The organism is Actinomadura monticuli (genome assembly GCF_041463655.1).
Classification (GTDB): Bacteria; Actinomycetota; Actinomycetes; order Streptosporangiales; family Streptosporangiaceae; genus Spirillospora; species Spirillospora monticuli.
This window is the reverse complement of record NZ_JAXCEI010000004.1, coordinates 284127-304193: the sequence shown is the minus strand read 5'-3', so window position 1 is coordinate 304193 and position 20067 is coordinate 284127. Positions and strand designations below refer to the sequence as shown.

Genomic DNA, 20067 nt, shown 5'->3' with positions numbered 1-20067 from the left:
TGATACCCTCACTGATCACGCCCGCCTGGCGCGCGGCGGCGGTGCGGCACGGTGGGAGCCCCTCGGCATGTCAGTGACGCCAGCCATCGACCTGCGCGGCATCGAGAAGAGTTTCGGTTCCGTGCCGGTCCTGAACGACGTGTCGTTCTCGGCCTACCCCGGTGAGATCACCGCGCTCGTCGGCGACAACGGCGCCGGCAAGACCACGCTCGTCAACTGCATCGGCGGCATCCACGGGATCGACCGGGGCGAGTACCGGTTCGAGGGCGAGCCGGTGAAGGTCTCCAGCCCGCGCGCCGCCACCCGGCTCGGCATCCAGATCGTCCACCAGGACCTCGCGCTCTGCGAGAACCTCGACATCGTCCAGAACCTCTTCCTCGGCCGGGAGCGGCGCAGCGGCCTCGCCCTCGACGAGGACCTCATGGAGGAGACGGCGCGCACCGCGCTGTCGGGGCTCGCCGTCCGCACCCTGGGCTCGGTCCGGCGGCGCGTCGCCACCCTGTCGGGCGGGCAGCGGCAGATCGTCGCGATCGCCCGCGCCGTCCTGCTGGACGCCAAGGTCGTCGTGCTGGACGAGCCGTCCGCCGCGCTCGGCATCGCGCAGAGCCAGCAGGTGCTGGAGTTCGTCCGGCGGCTCGCCGACAAGGGTCTCGCCGTCGTGCTGATCTCGCACAACATGAACGACGTCTTCGCGGTCTCCGACCGGATCGCGGCGCTCTACCTCGGCCGGATGGTCGCCCAGGTCAGGACCGCCGACGTCACCCACCGGCAGGTCGTCGAGCTGATCACCTCGGGCACCGGGGGAGAGCTGGGGCTGCGCCGATGATGAAGGCGGGCCCATCACAAGAGGACATCCGGCGGCACAACCTCGGAACCCTGCTGCGCTTCGTGCACCTGCGCGGCCCGGCGTCGCGGGCGACGCTCGCCGAGTCGCTCGGCCTCAACCGCAGCACGATCATGGCGCTGACCTCCGACCTCACCGCCGCCGGCCTCGTCCGGGAGGAGCTGCCGCGCGGCCCCGGGCGGCGCGCCGGGCGGCCGTCCCTCGTCGTCCGGCCCGAGTCGACCCGCGTGTACGTGCTGGCGTTCGAGGTCGGCGTCGACCGGCTCGTCGTCGCCCGCGTCGGCCTCGGCGGCGTCGTGCTGGACCGCCGCGAGGGCGTGCGGGCCCGCGACTCCGACTCCGCGGAGCTGCTCGGCGTGCTCGTCGCCGGCGCCCGGTCGCTGGTGCGCAAGGCCGAGCGGGACGCCGTCTGCGTCGGCGCCGCCCTCGGGTTCCCCGGCACCGTCCGCCGCTCCGACGACACCATCATGTTCGGCCCGAACCTGGACGTCGGCGACCTGCGGCTCGGCGACGCGCTGTCGCGCCGCCTCGGCCTCGGCATCTCCGTCTCCGTCTGCAACGACGCCAACCTGGGCGCCCTCGCCGAGCACGAGCGCGGCGCCGGGGTGAACTGCGACAACCTCATCTACCTGCACGGCGACGTCGGCGTCGGCGGCGGGATCATCGCGCACGGCCGGCTGCTCGGCGGCGACGAGGGCTTCGGCGGCGAGATCGGCCACATGATCATCAATCCGGGCGGCCGGCGCTGCGCCTGCGGCTCCAGCGGCTGCCTGGAGGCCGAGGTCGGCGAGCGGGCCCTGCTGCACCACGCCGGCCGCGACGAGATACCGGGGCAGGCGGGACGGGACGCGGTCCGCGACGTCCTGGCGTCCGCCGACGCCGGCGACATCGTGGCGCGGGAGGCGCTGCACCGCGTCGGCACGTGGCTCGGCCTCGGCGTCGCCAGCCTCGTCAACGTGTTCAACCCCGGCATGGTCGTCTTCGGCGGGACGCTCCGCGACATCTACCTCGGCGCCGCCGCGCAGGTCCGCAGCGTCCTCGCGACCGGCGCGCTCGCCGCGCCCCGCGAGAAGGTCAAGCTCCGCACCGCCGCCCTCGGCGACGACACCACCCTCGTCGGCGCGGCCGAGTTCGCCTTCGCCGAGGTCCTCGCCGACCCCGTCCAGGTGCTGACCCGGCTGCGGGCCCCCGAGGACACGCCCGTCTGAGCCCCCGTCACGGACGGCGGGCCTCCGGGGTCTGCACGGGGACGGTCGTGTAGTTGGTGAGGAACGCGAACGCGGCCAGGCCGTCCATCAGCAGGTCGCCGGCGGTGGCCAGCCAGGACTTGAGCCGGGCGCCCAGCCGGGCGTGCTCGTGCAGGCCGGCCCAGGCCAGCCAGCCGACCGCGACGACCGCCCAGTAGGACACGAGGCGGTAGACGCCCACGGCCGCGGCGGCGGGGGACAGGGTCGCCCCGAACGCGACCAGGGAGGCGGCCATGCTTCCCTCGATCGCGCCGAGGCCGCCCGGCAGCAGCGGCAGCATGCTGCCCGCCGCCTGGGCGGCGAAGTAGGCGAGGGCGACGCCGTTCGGCGCGACGTCGATGCCGACCGCGTGCGCCGCCGACAGCAGCGCCAGGATGTCGAACACCCAGTTCAGCAGGGCGAGCGAGGCGAGCGCGGCCCAGTCGCGCCGGGTCGGGCGCAGCACGTCGCGGACGCCGGCCAGCCGCTCGGCGTACGGGGCGATCCGGGGGTGGGCGAGCGCGAACCGGTAGCCGCGCCGCAGCGGCGCCGTCACCAGGGCGCGCGGCCCGGGGCGGCGCAGGACGGGCACGAGCAGCACGGCGAGGGCCAGCGGGACGGCCAGCGCGATCAGCGCGGGCCCGCGCGCGTGCGGGTCGGCGAGCAGCGCCAGCAGCGCGACCAGCGAGTAGGCGGTCGTGGTGATGACGCCGCCGACCAGGATCACCGCCGTGGCGAGCCGCGCCGAGGCGCCTCCCCGGCGGAACTGCCGGAACGTGTAGACGACGCTCACCGCGGGACCCGCCGGCAGCGTGGTGGACAGCGCGTTGCCCGCGTAGGTGATCGCGAACGCGCGGCGCAGCGGCATCCGCAGGCCGCCGACGCGCAGCAGCCGGCGCTGCAGCCGGGCGAAGGCGCCCATCGACCCCGCCACGGCCAGCACGACCATGGTGAGCCAGCCGGGATCGGCGTGCGACGCGGCCGACCAGATCGCGCCGAGGTCGGGGAGTTCGTCGCGGTAGAGCGGAACGGCGGCAAGGGCCCCGAGGACCAGCGTCCACTGGGCGATCAGGCCCGCTCTGCGCCGCCACCACGGACGCGCGTCGGCCGGCTCGCCGTCGAGCGGGAACGGGGTGTCGGCGTCGGCCGGGGGGCGGACCGGTGCCGTGACTGTCTCATGCATGTCCCGGTCACCTCGCAAGCTCGCCCCGCATGGCGCAACCTATGACCCGCCTATGACATTCCCCCGGGTGTGGAAACGAACCGCAAAGAGACCCCCGCCACAGGCGTCACGGGTCACGGCCTGCGGGTGGGGTTCACCGCGTCGGACTCGGCGGCGGTGTTCGGACGGGGGCGCTCGTCGTCGCCGTCCCTGGCCTCCTGCTCCTCGTACTCGGTGATGCCGAGGCCGTCCCTGCTCTGCTCGGGCTCCTCGATCACCAGATCCTCGGGCGGATCCGTCACGTACTCCTCGGTCAGGGCGATCTCCTCGTCCTGGTCGTTGTCCCCCATGTCGTCGATGTCCTCGCGGAAGTCACGGGCCTCCCCGGGCCTGCGTGCCCTCATATTTCCTCCCGGTTCGCATCGGTTTTGCCTGATCGAACCGGTATCCCCGCTGTCCGGGCCCCTACTCGCGGTCCCTGCCCGCGGTCCCTGCCCGCGCTGCCTGCCGGTGGTTGCTACGCGCGGTCGCGGACGGCGACGAGCCCGCCGATGACGCCGACGTACGCGGTGCCGTTCGGGCCGATGTTGATGGGCGCCCAGTTGTTGTCGAACCACTTGCCCATGCCGGTGAGCACCTTGTAGACGGTCCGTCCCGTATGGACGTCCACCGCGGTCAAGTACCAGGCGTCGAGGAGGTCCTTGCGAGGCTCCTTCGTGTAGAGGTACAGCAGCCCGGCGGGAACGGAGACCTTGGCCACGGTGGACGGCGAGCGCTCCGTGCTCGTCCAGACGGTCTCGCAGCCCGTCCCGTCCGGCTTCACGTCCACGCGGCTCACCCCGCCGACGGACGACCCTCCGGGGGGAAGCTCGAAGAAGTTGCGGTAGCCGTAGTTGTTCTCGACGAACAGGCTGTCGCCGTAGCCGACGAGCGAGTTGTCCGTCGCGCTGGCCCCGCTGCCGAACACGGGGACCTGGCAGACCAGCCCGCCGTCGCCCCGGCGGCGGACGATCACGTGCATGCGGTCGTCGGCGTTGTCGGTGATGGCCACGTAGCCGTCGCCGAAGAGGGTCGGGGTCGTCCCCGAACCCTGGTCGATCTGGCCGGGCTTGCGTCCGGTGCCGCGGTCGTAGGGGCGGCGCCACACGACCTCCGGCAGGCCGCTCGCGTCCGCCCGCAGCTGGTAGAGCGCGTGGTCGGAGACGATCGAGACGCCGTCCTCGGCGGCGGCGAACGAGTTCTGGATGCCCTCGCCCGTGAGCCGCGTCATCCGGACCGCGCCGGACTCGGGGTTCACCGTGCCGATCCGCCCGTTCCGCGTGATCCACCAGATCAGGCCGTCCCAGTCGGGCCCGACCGCCGTGATGGGATCGCACTCGCCCTTCGGCCACGGATTCGTCCACGTCGCGCAGTCGTGGGGGAGGTGCCCGCTCAGGTCCCAGTCGTCGGTCACGGTGAAGCGCCACGTGCCGTCCGGGCCCTTGTCGTGCGCGAAGCGGCGCAGATGGAACGCCGAGTCGGCGAGGACGGCGCGGTCCTGCGGGTCGAGGTAGTAGTACGCCCCGCCCGAGGTGTCGGTGAGCACCTTGTCGAGGCTCAGCGAGAACACCGCCTGGACGGTCGACGGCCTCGGCGGCAGGTCGTAGGTCGCGAGGTCCTTCAGCGTCGCCGGGTCGATCAGCCGCAGGACGAAGTTCTGCCCGCGCGTGCACTGCGCGACGATCAGGCCCGTCCGGCGGGCGAACGTCACCGTCGAGCACAGCCCCGGCAGGCCGCCGCCCTTGGCCTCGCCGAGCACCTCCGGATCGCGGCCGAGCGGACCCGGGAACGGGTAGGTGTCGGACGCGTAGCTGTCGGCGTGCATGGACGACGTCCCCACCGGCCCCTGGTGCGGGTTGGCCGGAACAGGCCGCCCGGCCAGCGGCTCCGGCGTGGCCGGCCCGCCGGTGTACGCGGGCACGAGGCCCCTTCCGGGCCCGTCGGGGATCGGGTCCGCCGCCGCCGGTGCGGCGACACCCGCGAGGGCGACGGCGAGGAGGGCGGCCAGCAGGGGTCTGCGCATGAAGGCTCCTAGACGGGCGGGCTCCGGCCCGGTCGCGCCCTCCGGGACGATCCACAGCGTAAAGGGTGATCGTCCGGCCCGCCCGTATGGTTACGATCCGGGCATGGGCGTACAAGCTGTGATCTTCGACTGGGGCGGCACGCTGACCCCCTGGCACGACCTCGAACTCGCCGACATGTGGCACGCGATCTGCTCCGCCCACCTCCCCCCGGACGCGGTCGGGACGACCGTCGCGGCGCTCTGCGAGGCGGAGGACGAGCTGTGGCGGCGCGGCACCGAGGAGCACCGCAGCGCCACGCTCGCCGAGGCGTTCGCGATGGCGGGCGTGGAGCCCACCGAGGAGCTCCTCGACACGCACTTCGAGACGTGGACCCCGCACACCCACACCGACCCCGCCGTCCCCGGCCTGTTCCACGCCCTCCGCGAGCGCGGCATCAAGATCGGCGTCCTGTCCAACACCATCTGGACCCGCGATTGGCACGAGCGCGTCTTCGCCCGCGACGACGTCCTCGACCTCCTCGACGGCGCCGTCTACTCCAGCGAGATCCCCTGGACGAAGCCGCACGCCGAGGCGTTCCGCGCCGCCATGGACGCCGTCGGCGCCACCGACCCCGCCTCCTGCGTCTTCGTCGGCGACCGCCCCTACGACGACATCCACGGCGCCAAGTCCGCCGGCCTGCGCGCCGTCCAGATCCGGCACCAGACCACCCATGCCTTCGAGCGCCCCGGCCTGGAGCCCCCGGACGCCCTCATTCACGGCCTGGACGAGCTGCTCTCGCACGTGGAGCGCTGGCACGCCTGACCGGCGGGGCCGGGAGGCGGCCCCCCAGGACTACTCGCCCGACGGCTTGCGGGCGACGATGAGGTCGCGGGAGATGGCCTGGTCCACGCGGTGGCGGAAGCCGCGATAGGCGTCGGAGTCCTGGACGTCGAGGCCGCCGGACGCGAGGATCCCGGCGAGCTCCTCGCGGCGGCCGACGAAGGTGTTCCAGGAGATCCCGATCGCGCCGCCCGGACGCAGCAGCCGCGCCCATTCGGGCACGGCCGCCGCCAGCATCTCGACGGGGCTGCGCGACAGTTGCGGCCTCCCCTTGCGGCCGGGCTGCGCGCCCTTGGCGGCGGTGCGGGCGGCGTCCCCCGCGCGGCCGTGCCGGCTGCCGTGCTGGACCCCGTACGGCGCGTCCGTGACGATCAGGTCGAACGAGGCGGGGCGGAAGAACCTCCCGGCCTCCGTGGAGTCGGCGTTCACGACGGTGATCTCCATCGTCTCGCCGCTCTTGTAGCGCTCCTTGGACGCCCCGAACGTGACATGGAGGCGGCGCCCGATGACCGCCCTCTCCCGCCGGACGTTGGCGATCTCGGCCTGGTGCTTGACCCGGTTGTTCTTCAGCCAGGTCTTGATGAAGGCCGCGTAGGCGTCGAAGTCCTTGCCGTCGATGTCGATCCCGGCGGCGTCCAGGCCGTACATCATGGCCTGGTTGAGGGTCGTGCCCCGTCCGCACATGGGGTCGAGCACACGCGGACGGCCGGTCACCAGGTCCATGGGCGAATCCATCGCCATCGCGGTGACGTTCAGCAGCAGCTTGGTGAAGTACTCGTTCGTCTTGCCGGAGTACTTCTGGATGGTGAGCAGGTCACTGCCGAACAGGTCGAGGGGCTGGAGAGCGACAGGACGCAGGAGTTCGCCCTCGATCTGGTAGAGCGCGTAGAGCGACGACAGGTTCGACAGGAGCCGGACGTCCTGCTCGGTCAGCTCGTCGGCGGAGAACGTCACGTAGGGGACGCCGCCCATCACCGTCTCCCGGACGTCGCGGACTCGCCCGCCCAGGGCCCTCTCACTGAACACGGTCAGCTCGGCCTTCACCAGGCCGGCGGCGGCCTGGGCGTAGACGCGGTTGTACGAGGGAGACACGAGGAGGCCGTACGCGGTCATTCGCAGAACTGTATTGGATGCCGCGAGCGGAGACCGCCGGGAGCGGGACGCTCCCGGCGGCCTCCGAACGGCCCTTGGGTGGGCCGTTCCTCCCCGGTCAGGCCGCCCGGACGGGACGTTCCGGACGCGTCGCGCCGTCGTTATCGGCAGTGTCGTCCTGGCCCGCGTCATCCGGGCCGTCGCTGTTCTGGCGCGCGCGCTCCTCGGGTGAGCGGTCCTCGTGTGCGCGCTCCCCGGGCGCGCGGTCCTCGGGCGCGCGGTCCTCGGGCGCGTCCGGTGCGGCGGGCAGCGCCCGCGCCTCACCGGCGGGAAGCTCCGCCGGCCCGGCCGTGCCCTCCGGCGCCGGCAGGTCGGGAAGGTGCCGCGAGGCGGCGGCCAGCAGTTCCCGCACCCGGCTCTTCAGGCTCGCGAGGTCGGCCCGCGCGACGTCCGCCTGCGCCTGGGCCCTGCGCGCCTGGCGCCGCGCGGCGTCGCGCTCGGCCGCGAGCCGGTTCAGCTGTTCGTGGTAGGCGTCCCGCAGCTCGTCGAGCGCGCTCCGCCCGCTCCCGCGCGGAGTCGTGGTCACGTCTGGGCTCCTCCCCCGAGTGGTCCCTGCACCGATCAGTCCGTGCACAGGGACCAACGCGATCGATCCCGCGCATCGTTCCCGCCGTGCGGAAGATCACTCACCCGGTTCGGGACGGGGCGACAGGGCCGCGGACGGCAGCCCGGGGAACGCCTCGCGCGGCGCCGCGGCCCCGCCTCTGGCCCGCCACCGGGCCGACCGCGCCATCGCCCGCTGCGCGCTGTCGGCGGCGAACGCCCGCAGGTCGGGGGAGGAGGCGCCGGCGAGGCCGACGTAGGCGGAGACGAGGCCGTCCTCCAGCGCCGCCGCGAGCCGCGCGGCGCTGCGGGCCGTGGTGACCTTGACCGGCAGCCGGTAGGCGGCCGCCGCCGGGACGGGCTCGGCCGTGAGGATCGACTCCAGCTCGTCGCGCTGGGCGCGGTGCTCGTTCCACATGTCCTTGGCGGTCGCGCGCAGCGCGCCGGTCAGGCGCGCGCCGAGCACCCCGTACCCGTACACGGCGGCGTGCTCGGCGGCCAGCGCGTTCTGCACCGCCTGCGCGCCGGACCTGGAGCGGACGGCCGGGGCCGCGCCCTTGACCGTCCCGGCGTGACCCGCCTCGCAGGCGCCGATGCTGGCGAGCAGCTGCGCCAGCGCGGGATCGGCCTTGGCGGCGTCGGCCGCGCGCGCCCGCGCGGCGCGGCCCTCGGCGTCGCGCAGGACGGCGAGGGCGGAGCCGGCCGGGACCGCGGGCGCGCTCGCGGACGGCGGGATCGCGCCGCCCTCGTCCGCCCGGTCGCCGGAGCCGGGCACATAGTGCCGCTTCAGCACCGCCAGATGCTCCCGGTGGTGCGCGAGGACGGGATCGAGGCGCCCGGCCAGCGCGGGCTCGGCCGACCGCGCCGCCCCGTACGCGGCGATCAGGCCCTGCTCGGCCGCGATCGCGGCGACGAGCAGGGGCACGTCCGCGCGCGGGGCCGCCTCCGCGGCGCATCCCGAGAGCCACGGCAGGACCAGCGCGGCCCCGCCGCCGAGCAGCAGCGCGCGCCGCGGCATCGCCTCTGGCAAGGCAGACTCCTCACCCGGTGGTGGAGACTCGTGGTGGAGGTGGTGGCGGCCCGCCGCGGCCGCCGTCCCCGGCCGCGTCCATCAGGCCAGCTCAAGCATTCCATATCCGCCGCGCCGGTGAGGCGTCCGAAAGACCGCCGCGGTCCCCGGCTGTCGATAGTCTTGATGGTGTCGGCGGACGAACGGCGACATCCGCGAACGCGGGCCTGACAACAGAGGGAAGGCGAGGAGTGCCCATGAGCGTCGAGTCCCGTGGCGGCCGCGCTCAGGGCGGGCGCGGCCCGGCGCGGCGCGCCCCCGAGCGGTGCCCCGACGCCCCCGCGCGCCCCACGCGCGACACCGCGGTCACCGAGCTGACCCGGCTGCTCGGCCCCGCCGTGGCCGAGGAGGGCCTCGACCTGGAGGAGGTCGACGTGCGCCCGGCCGGCCGCCGCCGGCTCGTCAAGATCGTGGTGGACGGGGACGACGGCGTCGGGCTCGACGACGTCGCCCGGGTGAGCGAGATCGCCTCCCGGCTGCTCGACGAGTCCGACGTCATGGGCACCTCCCCCTACGTGCTGGAGGTGACCTCGCCCGGCGTCGACCGTCCCCTCACCGAGCCGCGGCACTGGCGCCGCGCCGTCGGCCGGCTGGTCGTCGCCCCGCTGGCCGAGGGGGGCCAGGTCGAGGGCCGCGTGGTCGCGGCCGACGACGAGGCCGTCGAGATCGACGTCGTCCAGAAGCGCCGGGGCAAGGGAGCCGGCTCGAAGCCCGGTTCGAAGCCCGGCGCGAAGGGCGGGTCGAAGGGCGGCGGCACGTCCGCCGGGCCGAAGGGCGCCGAGACGGTGCGGCGCAGGTTCGGCCTGGACGAGCTGGGGCGCGGCCGTGTGCAGGTGGAGTTCAGACCCCTGGACCACAAGGCCGAGGAAAAGCGTTCTCCGGCTGAGCCGGACTAGAGGGGGGAACCTCGTGGACATCGACATGACCGCCCTGCGGGGCCTGGAGAGCGAGAAGGACATCTCGCTCGACGTGGCCGTCAAGGCCATCGAAGACGCCCTGCTGATCGCCTACCACCGGACGGAGGGCGCGGCGACCAAGGCGCGCGTCGAGCTGGACCGGCAGAGCGGGCACGTCACCGTGTGGGCGACCGAGACCGACGAGGAGGGCGGCGACCTCCGCGAGTACGACGACACCCCGACCGGATTCGGCCGCATCGCGGCGACCACGGCCAAGCAGGTGATCCTGCAGCGGCTGCGCGACGCCGAGGACGAGTTGACGTTCGGCGAGTACGCCGGGCGCGAGGGCGACATCGTCAGCGGCATCATCCAGCAGGGCAAGGACCCGCGGAACGTGCTGGTCGACCTCGGCAAGATCGAGGCCGTGCTGCCGCCGCAGGAGCAGGTGCCGGGCGAGCGCTACGAGCACGGCGAGCGGCTGCGCGCCTACGTGGTGCAGGTCCGCAAGGGCCACCGCGGCCCGTCGGTGCAGCTGTCGCGGACGCACCCGAACCTCGTCCGCAAGCTGTTCGCGCTGGAGGTGCCCGAGATCGCCGACGGCACCGTGGAGATCGCGGCGATCGCCCGCGAGGCCGGCCACCGCACCAAGATCGCGGTGCGCTCGCGCAAGGCCGGCGTGAACGCCAAGGGCGCCTGCATCGGCCCGCTCGGCGGCCGGGTCCGCAACGTGATGGCCGAGCTGCACGGCGAGAAGATCGACATCGTGGACTGGTCGGAGGAGCCCGCGGAGTTCGTCGGGAATGCCCTGTCGCCGGCGCGGGTTTCCAGTGTGCAGGTGGTCGACGCCGACGCCCGGGTCGCCCGGGTGATCGTGCCCGACTACCAGCTGTCCCTCGCTATCGGCAAGGAGGGGCAGAACGCGCGGCTCGCCGCCCGGCTGACCGGCTGGCGGATCGACATCCGGTCCGACACCGAGCCGGAGCAGACGCCCGTGAAGTCCGCCGAGACCGGTCAAACCGGATCTTCTACGTCAGGAGAGCATGCGACCGGCCCCGCCGACGCCTCGGCGCGGTAGACTCATGAAACGTGGCCGGACGGCCCCTGTCCGCACGTGTGCGGGCTGCCGGGTTCGTACGGCCAAGTCCGACTTGCTGCGCCTGGTGGTGGTCGAGGGCGTCATCGTCCCCGACCCCCGTGGGCGGCTGCCGGGACGGGGTGCGCATCTGCACCCCGATCTGGCGTGTCTCGAGCTCGCAGAGCGACGCCGGGCGTTCCCGAGGGCGTTCCGCCTTCCGGGGCCGCTCGATGTGAGTGCGCTGCGGGAGCGGCTTGCGGCACGCGCCGCGCAGCAGCAGGATGGCCGAATGGTAAGCGACGTCTAGTCGGAAGCAGGTCGAGATTGCTATGAGCGCTCGATGAGCACGCCGCGATGAGTACGGCAAGTTAGCGACGGTCCGGAGGCCGCACCCCCGGACCGAGTAGGGAGTGCAGTGGCCAAGGTCCGGGTATATGAACTCGCCAAGGAGTTCGGTGTAGAGAGCAAGGTCGTCATGGCCAAGCTCCAGGAGATGGGCGAGTTCGTCCGGTCGGCGTCCTCCACGATCGAGGCGCCGGTCGTTCGCAGGCTGACAGAAGCCTTCAATTCTTCTTCGTCCCCCAAGCAGGGGGACAAGCGGGGCGCGCCGAAGCGACCTTCGGGTCCGCGTCCCGCCGCGCCGCGTCCGGGTCCGCCCGGCGGCGGCGCCTCCGACGGTCAGGGCGCGCGCCCGCAGGCCCCCCGGCCCGCCGCGCCGCGTCCGCCCGCGCCCAAGCCGAGCCCCGGTGGCCCCGGTGGCCCCGGTGGCCCCGGTGGCCAGGGCGTCGGCGGCCAGGGCGGCGGCATGCCGAAGCCCGGTCCGCGCCCGCCGGTCCCGCCGGCGCCGAGCACGCCGGTGAACGCGCCCGCGGCGCAGGGCCCGAGCGCCCCGCCCGCGGCCGGCCCCCCGGCCGGTCCGGCGGCCGGCCCCGCGGCCGGCAATGGCGCCGGGAACCGTGCGCCCGCCGGCCCGAAGCCGGGTCCCCGCGCGCCCAAGCCGGGCCCGCGTCCCGGCCCGCGCCAGGGCGGCGGAGGCGGCGGCCGGCCGCGTCCGGGCAACAACCCGTTCAGCTCGACCAACACCGGCATGGGCCAGGCGCCCAAGCCGGGCCCGCGCCCCGGTCCGCGGCCGGGCGGCGACCGCCCAGGCGGTGACCGTCCCGGCGGCGAGCGCGCCGGCGGCCCGCGTCCCGGCGGCGGCCGTCCCGGCGCGCCCGGTGCGGGCGGTCCCCGCCCGAACCCCGGCAGCATGCCGCCCCGTCCGGGCGGCCCGCGGCCGAGCCCGATGAACATGCCGTCCTCGCGGCCCGCCGGCGCCCCCGGGCGCGGCGGTCCCGGCGGTGGCGGCCGCGGTCCCGGCGGTGGCGGCGGCGGTCGTCCAGGTGGCGGCGGCCGTGGTCCCGGCGGTGGCGGCGGCGGTCGTCCCGGCGGCGGTGGCGGCGGCTTCGGCGGTGCCCGCGCGGGCGGCGGCGGTCGTCCCGGCGGTGGCGGCGGCTTCGGTCCCCGTCCCGGTGGCGGCGGTCGCGGCCGCGGCGGCACGCAGGGCGCGTTCGGCCGTCCCGGCGGACGCCCCGCACGCGGACGCAAGTCGAAGCGCGCGCGCCGTCAAGAGTTCGAGAACATGCAGGCGCCCGCCGCCGGCGGCATCTCGGCTCCGCGCGGCAACGGCAAGACCATCCGGCTGCCGCAGGGCGCGACCCTGACCGACTTCGCCGAGAAGATCGGCGCCAACCCGGCGTCGCTCGTCGCGATCATGATGCACCTCGGCAAGATGGTCACCGCGACCCAGTCGGTCGACCCCGACGACCTGCAGGCCCTCGGCCTGGAGCTCGACTTCGAGGTCCATGTCGTCAGCCCCGAGGAAGAGGACCGCGCGCTGCTCGAGTCGTTCGACATCGAGTACGGCGAGGACGAGGGCGGCGAGGAGAACCTCGTGTCCCGTCCGCCGGTGGTCACCGTCATGGGCCACGTCGACCACGGTAAGACCAAGCTGCTGGACGCCGTCCGGCACGCCAACGTGCAGGCGGGCGAGGCCGGCGGCATCACCCAGCACATCGGCGCCTACCAGGTCGAGACCGAGGTCGACGGCGAAGAGCGCAAGATCACCTTCATCGACACCCCGGGCCACGAGGCGTTCACCGCCATGCGCGCCCGCGGTGCCGACACCACCGACCTGGTGGTGCTGGTGGTCGCCGCCGACGACGGCGTGAAGCCGCAGACCACCGAGGCGATCGACCACGCCACGGCGGCCGGGGTGCCGATCGTCGTCGCGGTCAACAAGATCGACGTCGAGGGCGCGGACCCGAACCGGGTCCGGGCGCAGCTCACCGAGTACGGCCTGGTCGCCGAGGAGTTCGGCGGTCAGACCCAGTTCGTCGACGTGTCCGCCAAGCAGGGCACCAACATCGACGGGCTGCTCGAGGCGATCGTCCTGACGGCCGACGCCGAGCTGGAGCTGAAGGCCAACCCCGACATGCCCGCCCAGGGCTCGGCCATCGAGGCCCACCTGGACAAGGGCCGGGGCGCCGTGGCGACCGTGCTGGTGCAGCGCGGCACGCTGCGGGTCGGCGACTCGATCGTCTGCGGCGTGGCCAACGGCCGCGTCCGGGCGATGCTCGACGAGAACGGCAACAACGTCGAGGAGGCGGGCCCGTCCCGTCCGGTGATGGTGCTCGGCCTCGCGGCCGTGCCCGGCGCCGGGGACAACTTCCTCGTCGTCGAGGACGACCGGGTCGCCCGTCAGATCGCCGACAAGCGGGTGGCGCGCAAGCGCAACGCCGAACTCCTGAAGAGTCGCAAGAGCAGCTCCCTCGAGGAACTGTTCAAGGACTTCCAGGAGGGCAAGCGGCAGGAACTGCTGCTCATCCTCAAGGGCGACGTGTCCGGTTCGGTCGAGGCGCTGGAGGACTCGCTCCTCAAGATCGACGTGGGCGACGAGGTCAGCCTGCGGATCATCCGCCGCGGTGTCGGCGCGATCACGCAGGACGACGTCAACCTGTCGCTGGCGTCCGAGGAGGGCGCGGTCATCATCGGCTTCAACGTGCGGCCCGAGCGCAACGCGCAGGAGCTGGCCGACCGCGAAGGCGTGGACATCCGGTACTACTCGGTCATCTACCAGGCGATCGACGAGATCGAGGCCGCCCTCAAGGGCATGCTCAAGCCGGAGTTCGAAGAGGTCCAGCTCGGCACCGCCGAGGTCCGCGAGATCTTCAAGGTGCCGCGGATCGGCAACATCGGCGGTTCGATGGTCACCTCGGGGATCATCCAGCGCAACGCCAAGGCCCGCCTCGTCCGCGACGGCGTCGTGGTCGCCGACAACCTCACGGTGTCGTCGCTGCGCCGCTTCAAGGACGACGCCACCGAGGTCCGCGAGGGCTTCGAGTGCGGTATCGGCGTGGGGTACAACGACCTCAAGCTGAGCGACGTCATCGAGTGTTTCGAGATGCGGGAGAAGCCCCGCGTCTGAGGTCGGCGGCACGCCCGCGCCGGGCCCGGCCCCCAAGGCCGGGCCCGGCGCGGGCGGCCCCGCTCGGCACCGGTGCGCTCGCTCGGCACCGGTGTGATCGTTTAATCGGATGACACGACGCCAGGCGGATCTTCTAGCCTGGCGTCCGTCATGTCCGGCCCGTCCGCCGCCCGCGGCGTGCCGGGAACACGGCGGGCGACGCCCGTCGTTCCATCTTCAAAGATCCCGAGGTGATCGACCAGGTGTACGTGGGTGCGCTGACACTCGACCTGCTGCTGGGGGACGTCCGCTCGCTGAAGCAGAAGCGGTCCGTCGTCCGGCCCATCATCGCCGAGGTGCACAAGCACTTCCCGGCGGTGGCCGTCGCCGAGACGGGCGGCAACGACCTGCACCGCAGGGCGGAGATCGGGGTGGCGGTGGTGTCGGGCACCGCCGCGAACTGCACCCAGGTGCTCGACCAGTGCGAACGCCTGGTGGCCGGGCGGCCGGAGGTCGAACTCCTCGCCGCCCGCCAGCGGATCTTCCACGACGACGACTGACCCGGATCCCGGAAACGGGGACGTTCCCCGGCGATCACGCCATGGGGACCGGGGCGTCGCCGGACCATAGAGGGGTCGGCAGACCAGAGAAAGGGAGTGCGATCATGGTGGACGCAGCCCGGGCGCGCAAGCTCGCCGACCGCATCCAGCAGATCGTGGCCGAGATGCTGGAGAGGCGGATCAAGGATCCGCGGCTCGGCTTCGTGACCGTGACCGACACCCGCATCACCAACGACCTGCGCGACGCGACCGTGTACTACACGGTCTACGGGTCGGACGGCGAGCGCGCCGAGACGGCCGCCGCGCTGGAGAGCGCGAAGGGCGTGATCCGGTCGGAGGTGGGCAGGAAGACGGGGGTCCGGCACACGCCCAGCATCACCTTCGTCATGGACTCCCTGATGGAGAACGCGGCGCACATCGACGACCTGCTGGCCAAGGCGCGCGCGCGGGACGCCGAGGTGGCGCGCGCCGCGCAGGGCGCGTCCCCGGCCGGTGAGGCGAACCCGTACCGCGCGGCAGACCCGGACGACGAGGACGTAAACGACGAGGACCCGGACGACGAGGACTTCGACGGCGACGACGCGGCGGGGGACGGTGAGGACGGCCGTTCCGGACGCCCGTCGTCGTGAGCGGCCCTGAGGGCCGCGCGGAGACGCCGGGCGCCGGCCGGCCGGAGGAGTTCCACCTGCACGACGCGGACGGGCACGCCGTGAGCGGCCACGACGTCGTCCCTCGCGGGGGCGGCGTGCGCGGCGGCGGGCCCGCCGGGGCGCACGTGCCCGCCGGGCCGTCCGCCGACCTCGAATGGGACCGCGCGGTCGAGTTGATCCGCCAGGCGGATGAGGTCTGCCTCGCCTGCCATGTGGCTCCGGACGGCGACGCGCTCGGGTCCATGCTGGCGCTCGCGCGGGCGCTGCGCGCGCTGGGCAAGCGGTGCGTGGCGTCCTTCGGCGACCCGTTCACCGTGCCGGCGATCCTGCGGTTCCTGCCGGGCCAGGAGATGCTGGTGGAGCCTGCGCGGGTGCCGGCCGCGCCGGAGCTGATGATCTCGCTGGACGCGGCGGGCCGGGCGCGGCTCGGCTGCCTCGCCGGGCACGCCGACCGGGCGGGCGCGCTGATCGTCGTCGACCATCACGCGTCCAACACCGAGTTCGGCGGCGTGCGGCTCGTCGACCCGGACGCCGCCGCCACCGCCGTGCTCGTGGAGGAGCTGATCCGCCGGCTCGGCGTCCCCTTGGACCGCGACATCGCCCAGGGCCTGTACGCGGGGCTCGCCAGCGACACCGGCTCGTTCAAGTACCCGTGCACGACCCCCGAGGTCCACGACCTGGCGGGACGGCTGCTGACGGCGGGCGTCCGCCCGGACGTGGTCAGCCGCGAGCTGTGGGACCGGGCGCCGTTCGGCTACCTGCAGGTCCTCGCGGGCGCGCTGGCGCGGGCCCGGCTGGAGCGCGACGCCGCCGGCGGCCTCGGCCTGGTGTGGACGGCGATCGCGCGTGCGGACCGGGACGCCCGCGACGTCGACTACGACCAGCTCGAAGGGGTCATCGACCAGCTCCGGCGCACGGACGAGGCCGAGGTCGCGGTCGTGTGCAAGGAGAACGACCGGGGCGAGTGGTACGTGTCCACCCGCTCCAAGGGCGCGGTCGACGTGGGCCGCGCCTGCGTCGAGCTCGGCGGGGGCGGCCACCGGACCGCCGCCGCGTTCACCATGGGCGGGGAGCCCGCCTGGATCATCGACCGGCTGCGCGCGGCGCTGCGCGTGCCCGGCGACCCCGACGACTGACCTTTCGGAGCGCGCGTGGACAACTCGGGACTCGTCATCGTGGACAAGCCCGCCGACTGGACGTCGCACGACGTCGTCGGGAAGATGCGGCGGCTGGCCAAGACCCGGCGGGTGGGGCACGCGGGCACGCTCGACCCGATGGCGACGGGCGTGCTCGTCCTCGGGGTCGGCAAGGCCACCCGCCTCCTCGGCCATCTCGCGCTGACGCGGAAGGGGTACGACGCCACGATCCGCCTGGGGCAGTCGACGAACACCGACGACGCCGAGGGCGAGATCACCGCGACGGCGTCCGCCGCGTCCGTCGCGGACGAGGCGCTGCTGGCCGGCGTCGCGGCGCTGACCGGGCCGATCCAGCAGGTCCCGCCGCAGGTGAGCGCGATCAAGGTGAACGGGGAGCGGGCCTACAAGATGGCCCGCAAGGGCGAGGAGGTCGCGCTCGCGGCCCGGCCGGTCACCGTGCACGAGTTCACGGTCCTGGACGTCCGGCGGGACGGTGACCTGATCGACGTGGACGCGTCGGTCTCCTGCTCGTCCGGCACCTACATCAGGGCGCTGGCCCGCGACCTCGGCGCGTCCCTCGGCTGCGGCGGCCACCTCACCGCGCTGCGCCGCACCCGTGTCGGGCCCTACGACCTGCCGATGGCGCGGACGCTGGACCAGCTCGCCGAGAAGCTGGAGATCCTCCCGATGGGGGAGGCGGTCGCCGCGGTGTTCCCGCGCAGGGATGTCTCGGACGACGACGCCCGGAAGATCGCGCACGGCGGCCGGCTTCCCGCCGCGGGGCTCGGGCCGGGACCGGTGGGCGTCTTCGGCCCGGACGGCGCGCTGCTCGCCCTCGTCGAGGAGCAGGGCCGGGTCGCCAAGCCCCTCGCCGTGTTCGTGCCCTGACGGCGCCGGGCCGGCGGGCCCTCCGCCCGTGGCGAGCGTCACCGGGCGAAGGGGATGCGCGGCAACCTACGCGCGCGTAACCTACGTGAGCGTAGGTTCGTAGGTGAGGAGGTGTCCGTGAGCACTGTGAAGGACCACCCCCCGGTGGCGTCCCCGACCCGTCCGCGGCTGCGCGGCTGGCTGCACCTCGGGGCGTTCCCCGCGGTGCTGGTCGCCGGGCTGGTGCTCGTCGCGCTGGGTCCGAGCGTGGAGGCGCGGCTCGCGTCGGCGCTGTACGTGGCGACATCGGGGATGCTGTTCGGGATTTCCGGGACGTACCACCGGCAGCGGTCGCACCGGCTGATCGAGGTGCTGCGCCGGTTCGACCACGCCAACATCTATCTGATCATCGCCGGGACGTACACGCCGTTCGCCGTCCTGGCGCTGGACGGGGGCGTGCGCATCGCCGTCCTCGTCACCGTCTGGACGGGCGCCGTCGCCGGCGTCGTCTTCCGCACCACCTGGATCGGCGCTCCCCGCGCGCTCTACGTGAGCCTCTACATCGTGCTGGGCTGGGTCGCGGTGTTCTTCCTGCCACAGTTCCTGGACGGCGCGGGCGTGGCCGCGTGCGTGCTGGTCGCGACCGGCGGCATCTGCTACAGCGTCGGCGGCATCGTGTACGGGCTGCGCCGCCCCGACCCGTCCCCGCACTGGTTCGGCTTTCACGAGGTCTTCCACGCCTGCACGCTCGCCGCGTACATCCTGCAATACATCGCGGTGTCGCTCGTCGTCTACCAGTCGGGCTGACGGGTACCCCTCGGTGCGACCGGAGCGCCCCGCGCATGGCACTCTTAAGGACGGCAGAAGTAGACGGGCAGGCACGTCCTACGCAGGGAGAGAATGGTGCGGCGTTGGAATGGCCTCGACGAGGTTCCCGGGGACTGGGGCCGTTCAGTGATCACCATCGGGGTGTTCGACGGCGTGCACCTCGGCCATCAGCGGATCGTCGGCGCCGCGGCGGAGGAGGCGCGCCGCCGCGGCCTGCGCTCGGTGGTCATCACGTTCGACCCGCATCCCGACGAGGTCGTCCGGCCGGGCACCCATCCGCCGGTGCTCGCGACCACCAGGCGGCGCGTCGAGCTGCTGGAGGGCCTCGGCACGGACGCCGTCGTCGTGGTGCCGTTCACCCTTGAGCTGTCGAAGACGCCGCCGGACGAGTTCGTCCGGCAGGTGCTGGTCGACCGGCTGCACGCGGCGCACGTCATCGTCGGCGAGGACTTCCGGTTCGGCCACAAGGCCAAGGGCGACGTCGCGCTGCTGCGCGAGCTCGGCGAGAAGTACGACTTCACCGCCGTGGGCATGCCGCTTGTGGCCAACGGCGACACGATCTCGTCCACCTACATCCGCGGGCGGCTCGACGAGGGCGAGGTCGACGCGGCGGCGCGCGCGCTGGGCCGGCCGCACCGGGTGGAGGGCATCGTCGTCCGGGGCCACCAGCGGGGCCGCGCGCTCGGCTTCCCCACGGCCAACCTGGAGATGCCGCCGAACACCGCGATCCCGGCCGACGGCGTGTACGGCGGCTGGCTGGTCTGCGACTCCGACCGCTACCCGGGCTTCCGCTGGCCCGCCGCGATCTCCATCGGGACGAACCCGACGTTCGAGGGCGCGGGGGAGCGGACCGTCGAGGCGTACGCGCTGGACCGCGACGACCTCGACCTGTACGGCGAGCACATGGGCGTGGACTTCACCGCCCGCGTCCGCGACACGCTGAAGTTCGACTCGGTGGAGGCGCTGATCGAGCAGATGCACCTGGACGTCGACCGGATCAGGGAGATCACCGCGGAGTGACCCCGGCGAACCACTCCCTCACCACCCCCTCATGGTGCATACCCTGCGATAACAGGGGTTCTCGCTTCGTGACGGGGTGGGTTTCCGACGTGGTACGGTAAATAGTCGCCGGGAAGGGCCCCGGCGCGGCTGGCTGCACCCTCATGCGGCCCGCCACCCTCTCCAACGCACCATGCGGACCCGTGCGCCCTCCGGGCCCGGATCTGCGGGTGACGATCCCATCGAAGGAGCCACGTGTCGCTCGACACCGCCACGAAGAACCAGATCATCGCCGAGTACGCGACCACTGAGGGTGACACCGGATCGCCGGAGGTCCAGGTCGCGCTGCTGACGCGCCGCATCAACGATCTGACGGAGCACCTGAAGGAGCACAAGCACGACCACCACAGCCGCCGCGGCCTCCTGCTGCTGGTCGGCCGTCGTCGCCGGCTCCTGAAGTACCTGAGCAACAAGGACATCAACCGCTACCGGCAGCTGATCGAGCGACTCGGCCTGCGCCGCTAGCGGGGCGAGGGGGCGGCCCGCCGGGCCGCTCCCTTCCTTTTACGGCCGGCGGGCCCGCGTTGGGCGCGCCCGCCAGGCCCGCAAAACTGCAGACAAGCCTCGCGGACACCGCTGGTGCGGGCCGGTCCTCGGTAGTGGCTTCCGGATCCGTTCCGCCGCATCGGCGGACCTGTCGATCCGGGTGCTTCGATCGAAGACCGGCAGCGTG

General features: G+C 73.5%; 20 protein-coding genes. 14 read left to right on the top strand and 6 right to left on the bottom strand.

Annotation, left to right across the window (positions count from 1 at the left end):
• Positions 1–67: 67 nt before the first annotated feature.
• Positions 68–826 (top strand): ATP-binding cassette domain-containing protein, encoded by a 759-nt coding sequence (locus tag SM611_RS10570; protein ID WP_371949127.1) that lies wholly within the window; start codon positions 68–70, stop codon positions 824–826.
• Positions 826–2052: an ROK family transcriptional regulator gene (locus SM611_RS10565; protein WP_371949483.1), complete on the top strand. Its 1227-nt coding sequence runs from the start codon at positions 826–828 to the stop codon at positions 2050–2052. Before SM611_RS10570 ends, SM611_RS10565 begins: the two co-directional genes overlap by 1 nt.
• Before the next feature lie 7 nt (positions 2053–2059).
• Here SM611_RS10565 and SM611_RS10560 read toward each other — a convergent pair whose 3' ends face one another.
• The 3 genes from SM611_RS10560 to SM611_RS10550 form a co-directional block, all read right to left on the bottom strand.
• Positions 2060–3253 carry a lysylphosphatidylglycerol synthase transmembrane domain-containing protein gene (locus SM611_RS10560; protein WP_371949126.1) on the bottom strand — a complete coding sequence of 398 codons (1194 nt, stop codon included), beginning with the start codon at positions 3251–3253 and terminating at the stop codon, positions 2060–2062.
• A gap of 113 nt (positions 3254–3366) precedes the next feature.
• Complete coding sequence (locus SM611_RS10555) at positions 3367–3636, bottom strand: hypothetical protein (RefSeq protein ID WP_371949124.1); 270 nt, start codon at positions 3634–3636, stop codon at positions 3367–3369.
• Between the two features lie 113 nt (positions 3637–3749).
• Entirely contained in the window at positions 3750–5294 is a 1545-nt protein-coding gene (locus SM611_RS10550) for a hypothetical protein (protein WP_371949122.1), read from the bottom strand.
• 103 nt (positions 5295–5397) lie between these two features.
• Between SM611_RS10550 and SM611_RS10545 the strand changes: the two genes are divergently transcribed.
• Positions 5398–6096: an HAD family hydrolase gene (locus tag SM611_RS10545; protein ID WP_371949120.1), complete on the top strand. Its 699-nt coding sequence runs from the start codon at positions 5398–5400 to the stop codon at positions 6094–6096.
• A 30-nt stretch (positions 6097–6126) separates the two neighbouring features.
• Here the strand turns inward: SM611_RS10545 and SM611_RS10540 are convergent, their stop codons facing one another.
• The 3 genes from SM611_RS10540 to SM611_RS10530 all read right to left on the bottom strand — a co-directional run bounded on the left by SM611_RS10540 (position 6127) and on the right by SM611_RS10530 (position 8839).
• Complete coding sequence (locus SM611_RS10540; RefSeq protein ID WP_371949118.1) at positions 6127–7227, bottom strand: TRM11 family SAM-dependent methyltransferase; 1101 nt, start codon at positions 7225–7227, stop codon at positions 6127–6129.
• A gap of 97 nt (positions 7228–7324) precedes the next feature.
• Entirely contained in the window at positions 7325–7792 is a 468-nt protein-coding gene (locus tag SM611_RS10535) for a hypothetical protein (RefSeq protein ID WP_371949117.1), read from the bottom strand.
• A gap of 96 nt (positions 7793–7888) precedes the next feature.
• A complete protein-coding gene (locus SM611_RS10530) occupies positions 7889–8839 on the bottom strand; it encodes a ferritin-like domain-containing protein (RefSeq protein WP_371949116.1) in 951 nt (316 codons plus the stop codon).
• A 236-nt stretch (positions 8840–9075) separates the two neighbouring features.
• On the opposite strand from SM611_RS10530, the gene rimP reads away from it, so the two are divergent.
• From rimP to rpsO, 11 genes are all read left to right on the top strand, one after another.
• Positions 9076–9774 (top strand): ribosome maturation factor RimP, encoded by a 699-nt coding sequence (gene rimP, locus SM611_RS10525; RefSeq protein WP_371949114.1) that lies wholly within the window; start codon positions 9076–9078, stop codon positions 9772–9774.
• Between the two features lie 25 nt (positions 9775–9799).
• Entirely contained in the window at positions 9800–10849 is a 1050-nt protein-coding gene (gene nusA / locus SM611_RS10520; RefSeq protein ID WP_371949481.1) for a transcription termination factor NusA, read from the top strand.
• Positions 10815–11156 (top strand): YlxR family protein, encoded by a 342-nt coding sequence (locus SM611_RS10515; protein ID WP_371949112.1) that lies wholly within the window; start codon positions 10815–10817, stop codon positions 11154–11156. The genes nusA and SM611_RS10515 overlap by 35 nt, the downstream gene beginning before the upstream one ends.
• A 108-nt stretch (positions 11157–11264) precedes the next feature.
• Positions 11265–14315 carry a translation initiation factor IF-2 gene (gene infB, locus SM611_RS10510; RefSeq protein WP_371949111.1) on the top strand — a complete coding sequence of 1017 codons (3051 nt, stop codon included), beginning with the start codon at positions 11265–11267 and terminating at the stop codon, positions 14313–14315.
• A 230-nt stretch (positions 14316–14545) separates the two neighbouring features.
• Positions 14546–14854, top strand: coding sequence for a DUF503 domain-containing protein (locus SM611_RS10505; protein ID WP_371949110.1), 309 nt, complete (start codon positions 14546–14548; stop codon positions 14852–14854).
• Positions 14855–14958: 104 nt separating this feature from the next.
• Complete coding sequence (gene rbfA, locus SM611_RS10500; RefSeq protein WP_371949109.1) at positions 14959–15483, top strand: 30S ribosome-binding factor RbfA; 525 nt, start codon at positions 14959–14961, stop codon at positions 15481–15483.
• Positions 15480–16640 carry a DHH family phosphoesterase gene (locus tag SM611_RS10495; RefSeq protein ID WP_371949107.1) on the top strand — a complete coding sequence of 387 codons (1161 nt, stop codon included), beginning with the start codon at positions 15480–15482 and terminating at the stop codon, positions 16638–16640. Before rbfA ends, SM611_RS10495 begins: the two co-directional genes overlap by 4 nt.
• Positions 16641–16655: 15 nt before the next feature.
• Complete coding sequence (truB, locus tag SM611_RS10490; RefSeq protein WP_371949105.1) at positions 16656–17528, top strand: tRNA pseudouridine(55) synthase TruB; 873 nt, start codon at positions 16656–16658, stop codon at positions 17526–17528.
• A 117-nt stretch (positions 17529–17645) separates the two neighbouring features.
• Positions 17646–18314, top strand: coding sequence for a PAQR family membrane homeostasis protein TrhA (gene trhA, locus SM611_RS10485; protein ID WP_371949104.1), 669 nt, complete (start codon positions 17646–17648; stop codon positions 18312–18314).
• Between the two features lie 96 nt (positions 18315–18410).
• Positions 18411–19355, top strand: coding sequence for a bifunctional riboflavin kinase/FAD synthetase (locus tag SM611_RS10480; RefSeq protein ID WP_371949102.1), 945 nt, complete (start codon positions 18411–18413; stop codon positions 19353–19355).
• Positions 19356–19589: 234 nt separating this feature from the next.
• Complete coding sequence (gene rpsO / locus SM611_RS10475) at positions 19590–19859, top strand: 30S ribosomal protein S15 (protein ID WP_021599383.1); 270 nt, start codon at positions 19590–19592, stop codon at positions 19857–19859.
• The last annotated feature ends 208 nt before the right edge of the window (positions 19860–20067 follow it).

Coding starts and splice junctions, on each gene's coding strand:
- SM611_RS10560 (WP_371949126.1), bottom strand. CDS start 3,253: ATGCATGAGACAGTCACGGCACCGGTCCGCCCCCCGGCCGACGCCGAC.
- nusA (WP_371949481.1), top strand. CDS start 9,800: ATGACCGCCCTGCGGGGCCTGGAGAGCGAGAAGGACATCTCGCTCGAC.
- SM611_RS10515 (WP_371949112.1), top strand. CDS start 10,815: ATGCGACCGGCCCCGCCGACGCCTCGGCGCGGTAGACTCATGAAACGT.
- SM611_RS10545 (WP_371949120.1), top strand. CDS start 5,398: ATGGGCGTACAAGCTGTGATCTTCGACTGGGGCGGCACGCTGACCCCC.
- rbfA (WP_371949109.1), top strand. CDS start 14,959: ATGGTGGACGCAGCCCGGGCGCGCAAGCTCGCCGACCGCATCCAGCAG.
- SM611_RS10565 (WP_371949483.1), top strand. CDS start 826: ATGAAGGCGGGCCCATCACAAGAGGACATCCGGCGGCACAACCTCGGA.
- SM611_RS10550 (WP_371949122.1), bottom strand. CDS start 5,294: ATGCGCAGACCCCTGCTGGCCGCCCTCCTCGCCGTCGCCCTCGCGGGT.
- SM611_RS10555 (WP_371949124.1), bottom strand. CDS start 3,636: ATGAGGGCACGCAGGCCCGGGGAGGCCCGTGACTTCCGCGAGGACATC.
- rimP (WP_371949114.1), top strand. CDS start 9,076: ATGAGCGTCGAGTCCCGTGGCGGCCGCGCTCAGGGCGGGCGCGGCCCG.
- SM611_RS10570 (WP_371949127.1), top strand. CDS start 68: ATGTCAGTGACGCCAGCCATCGACCTGCGCGGCATCGAGAAGAGTTTC.
- SM611_RS10540 (WP_371949118.1), bottom strand. CDS start 7,227: ATGACCGCGTACGGCCTCCTCGTGTCTCCCTCGTACAACCGCGTCTAC.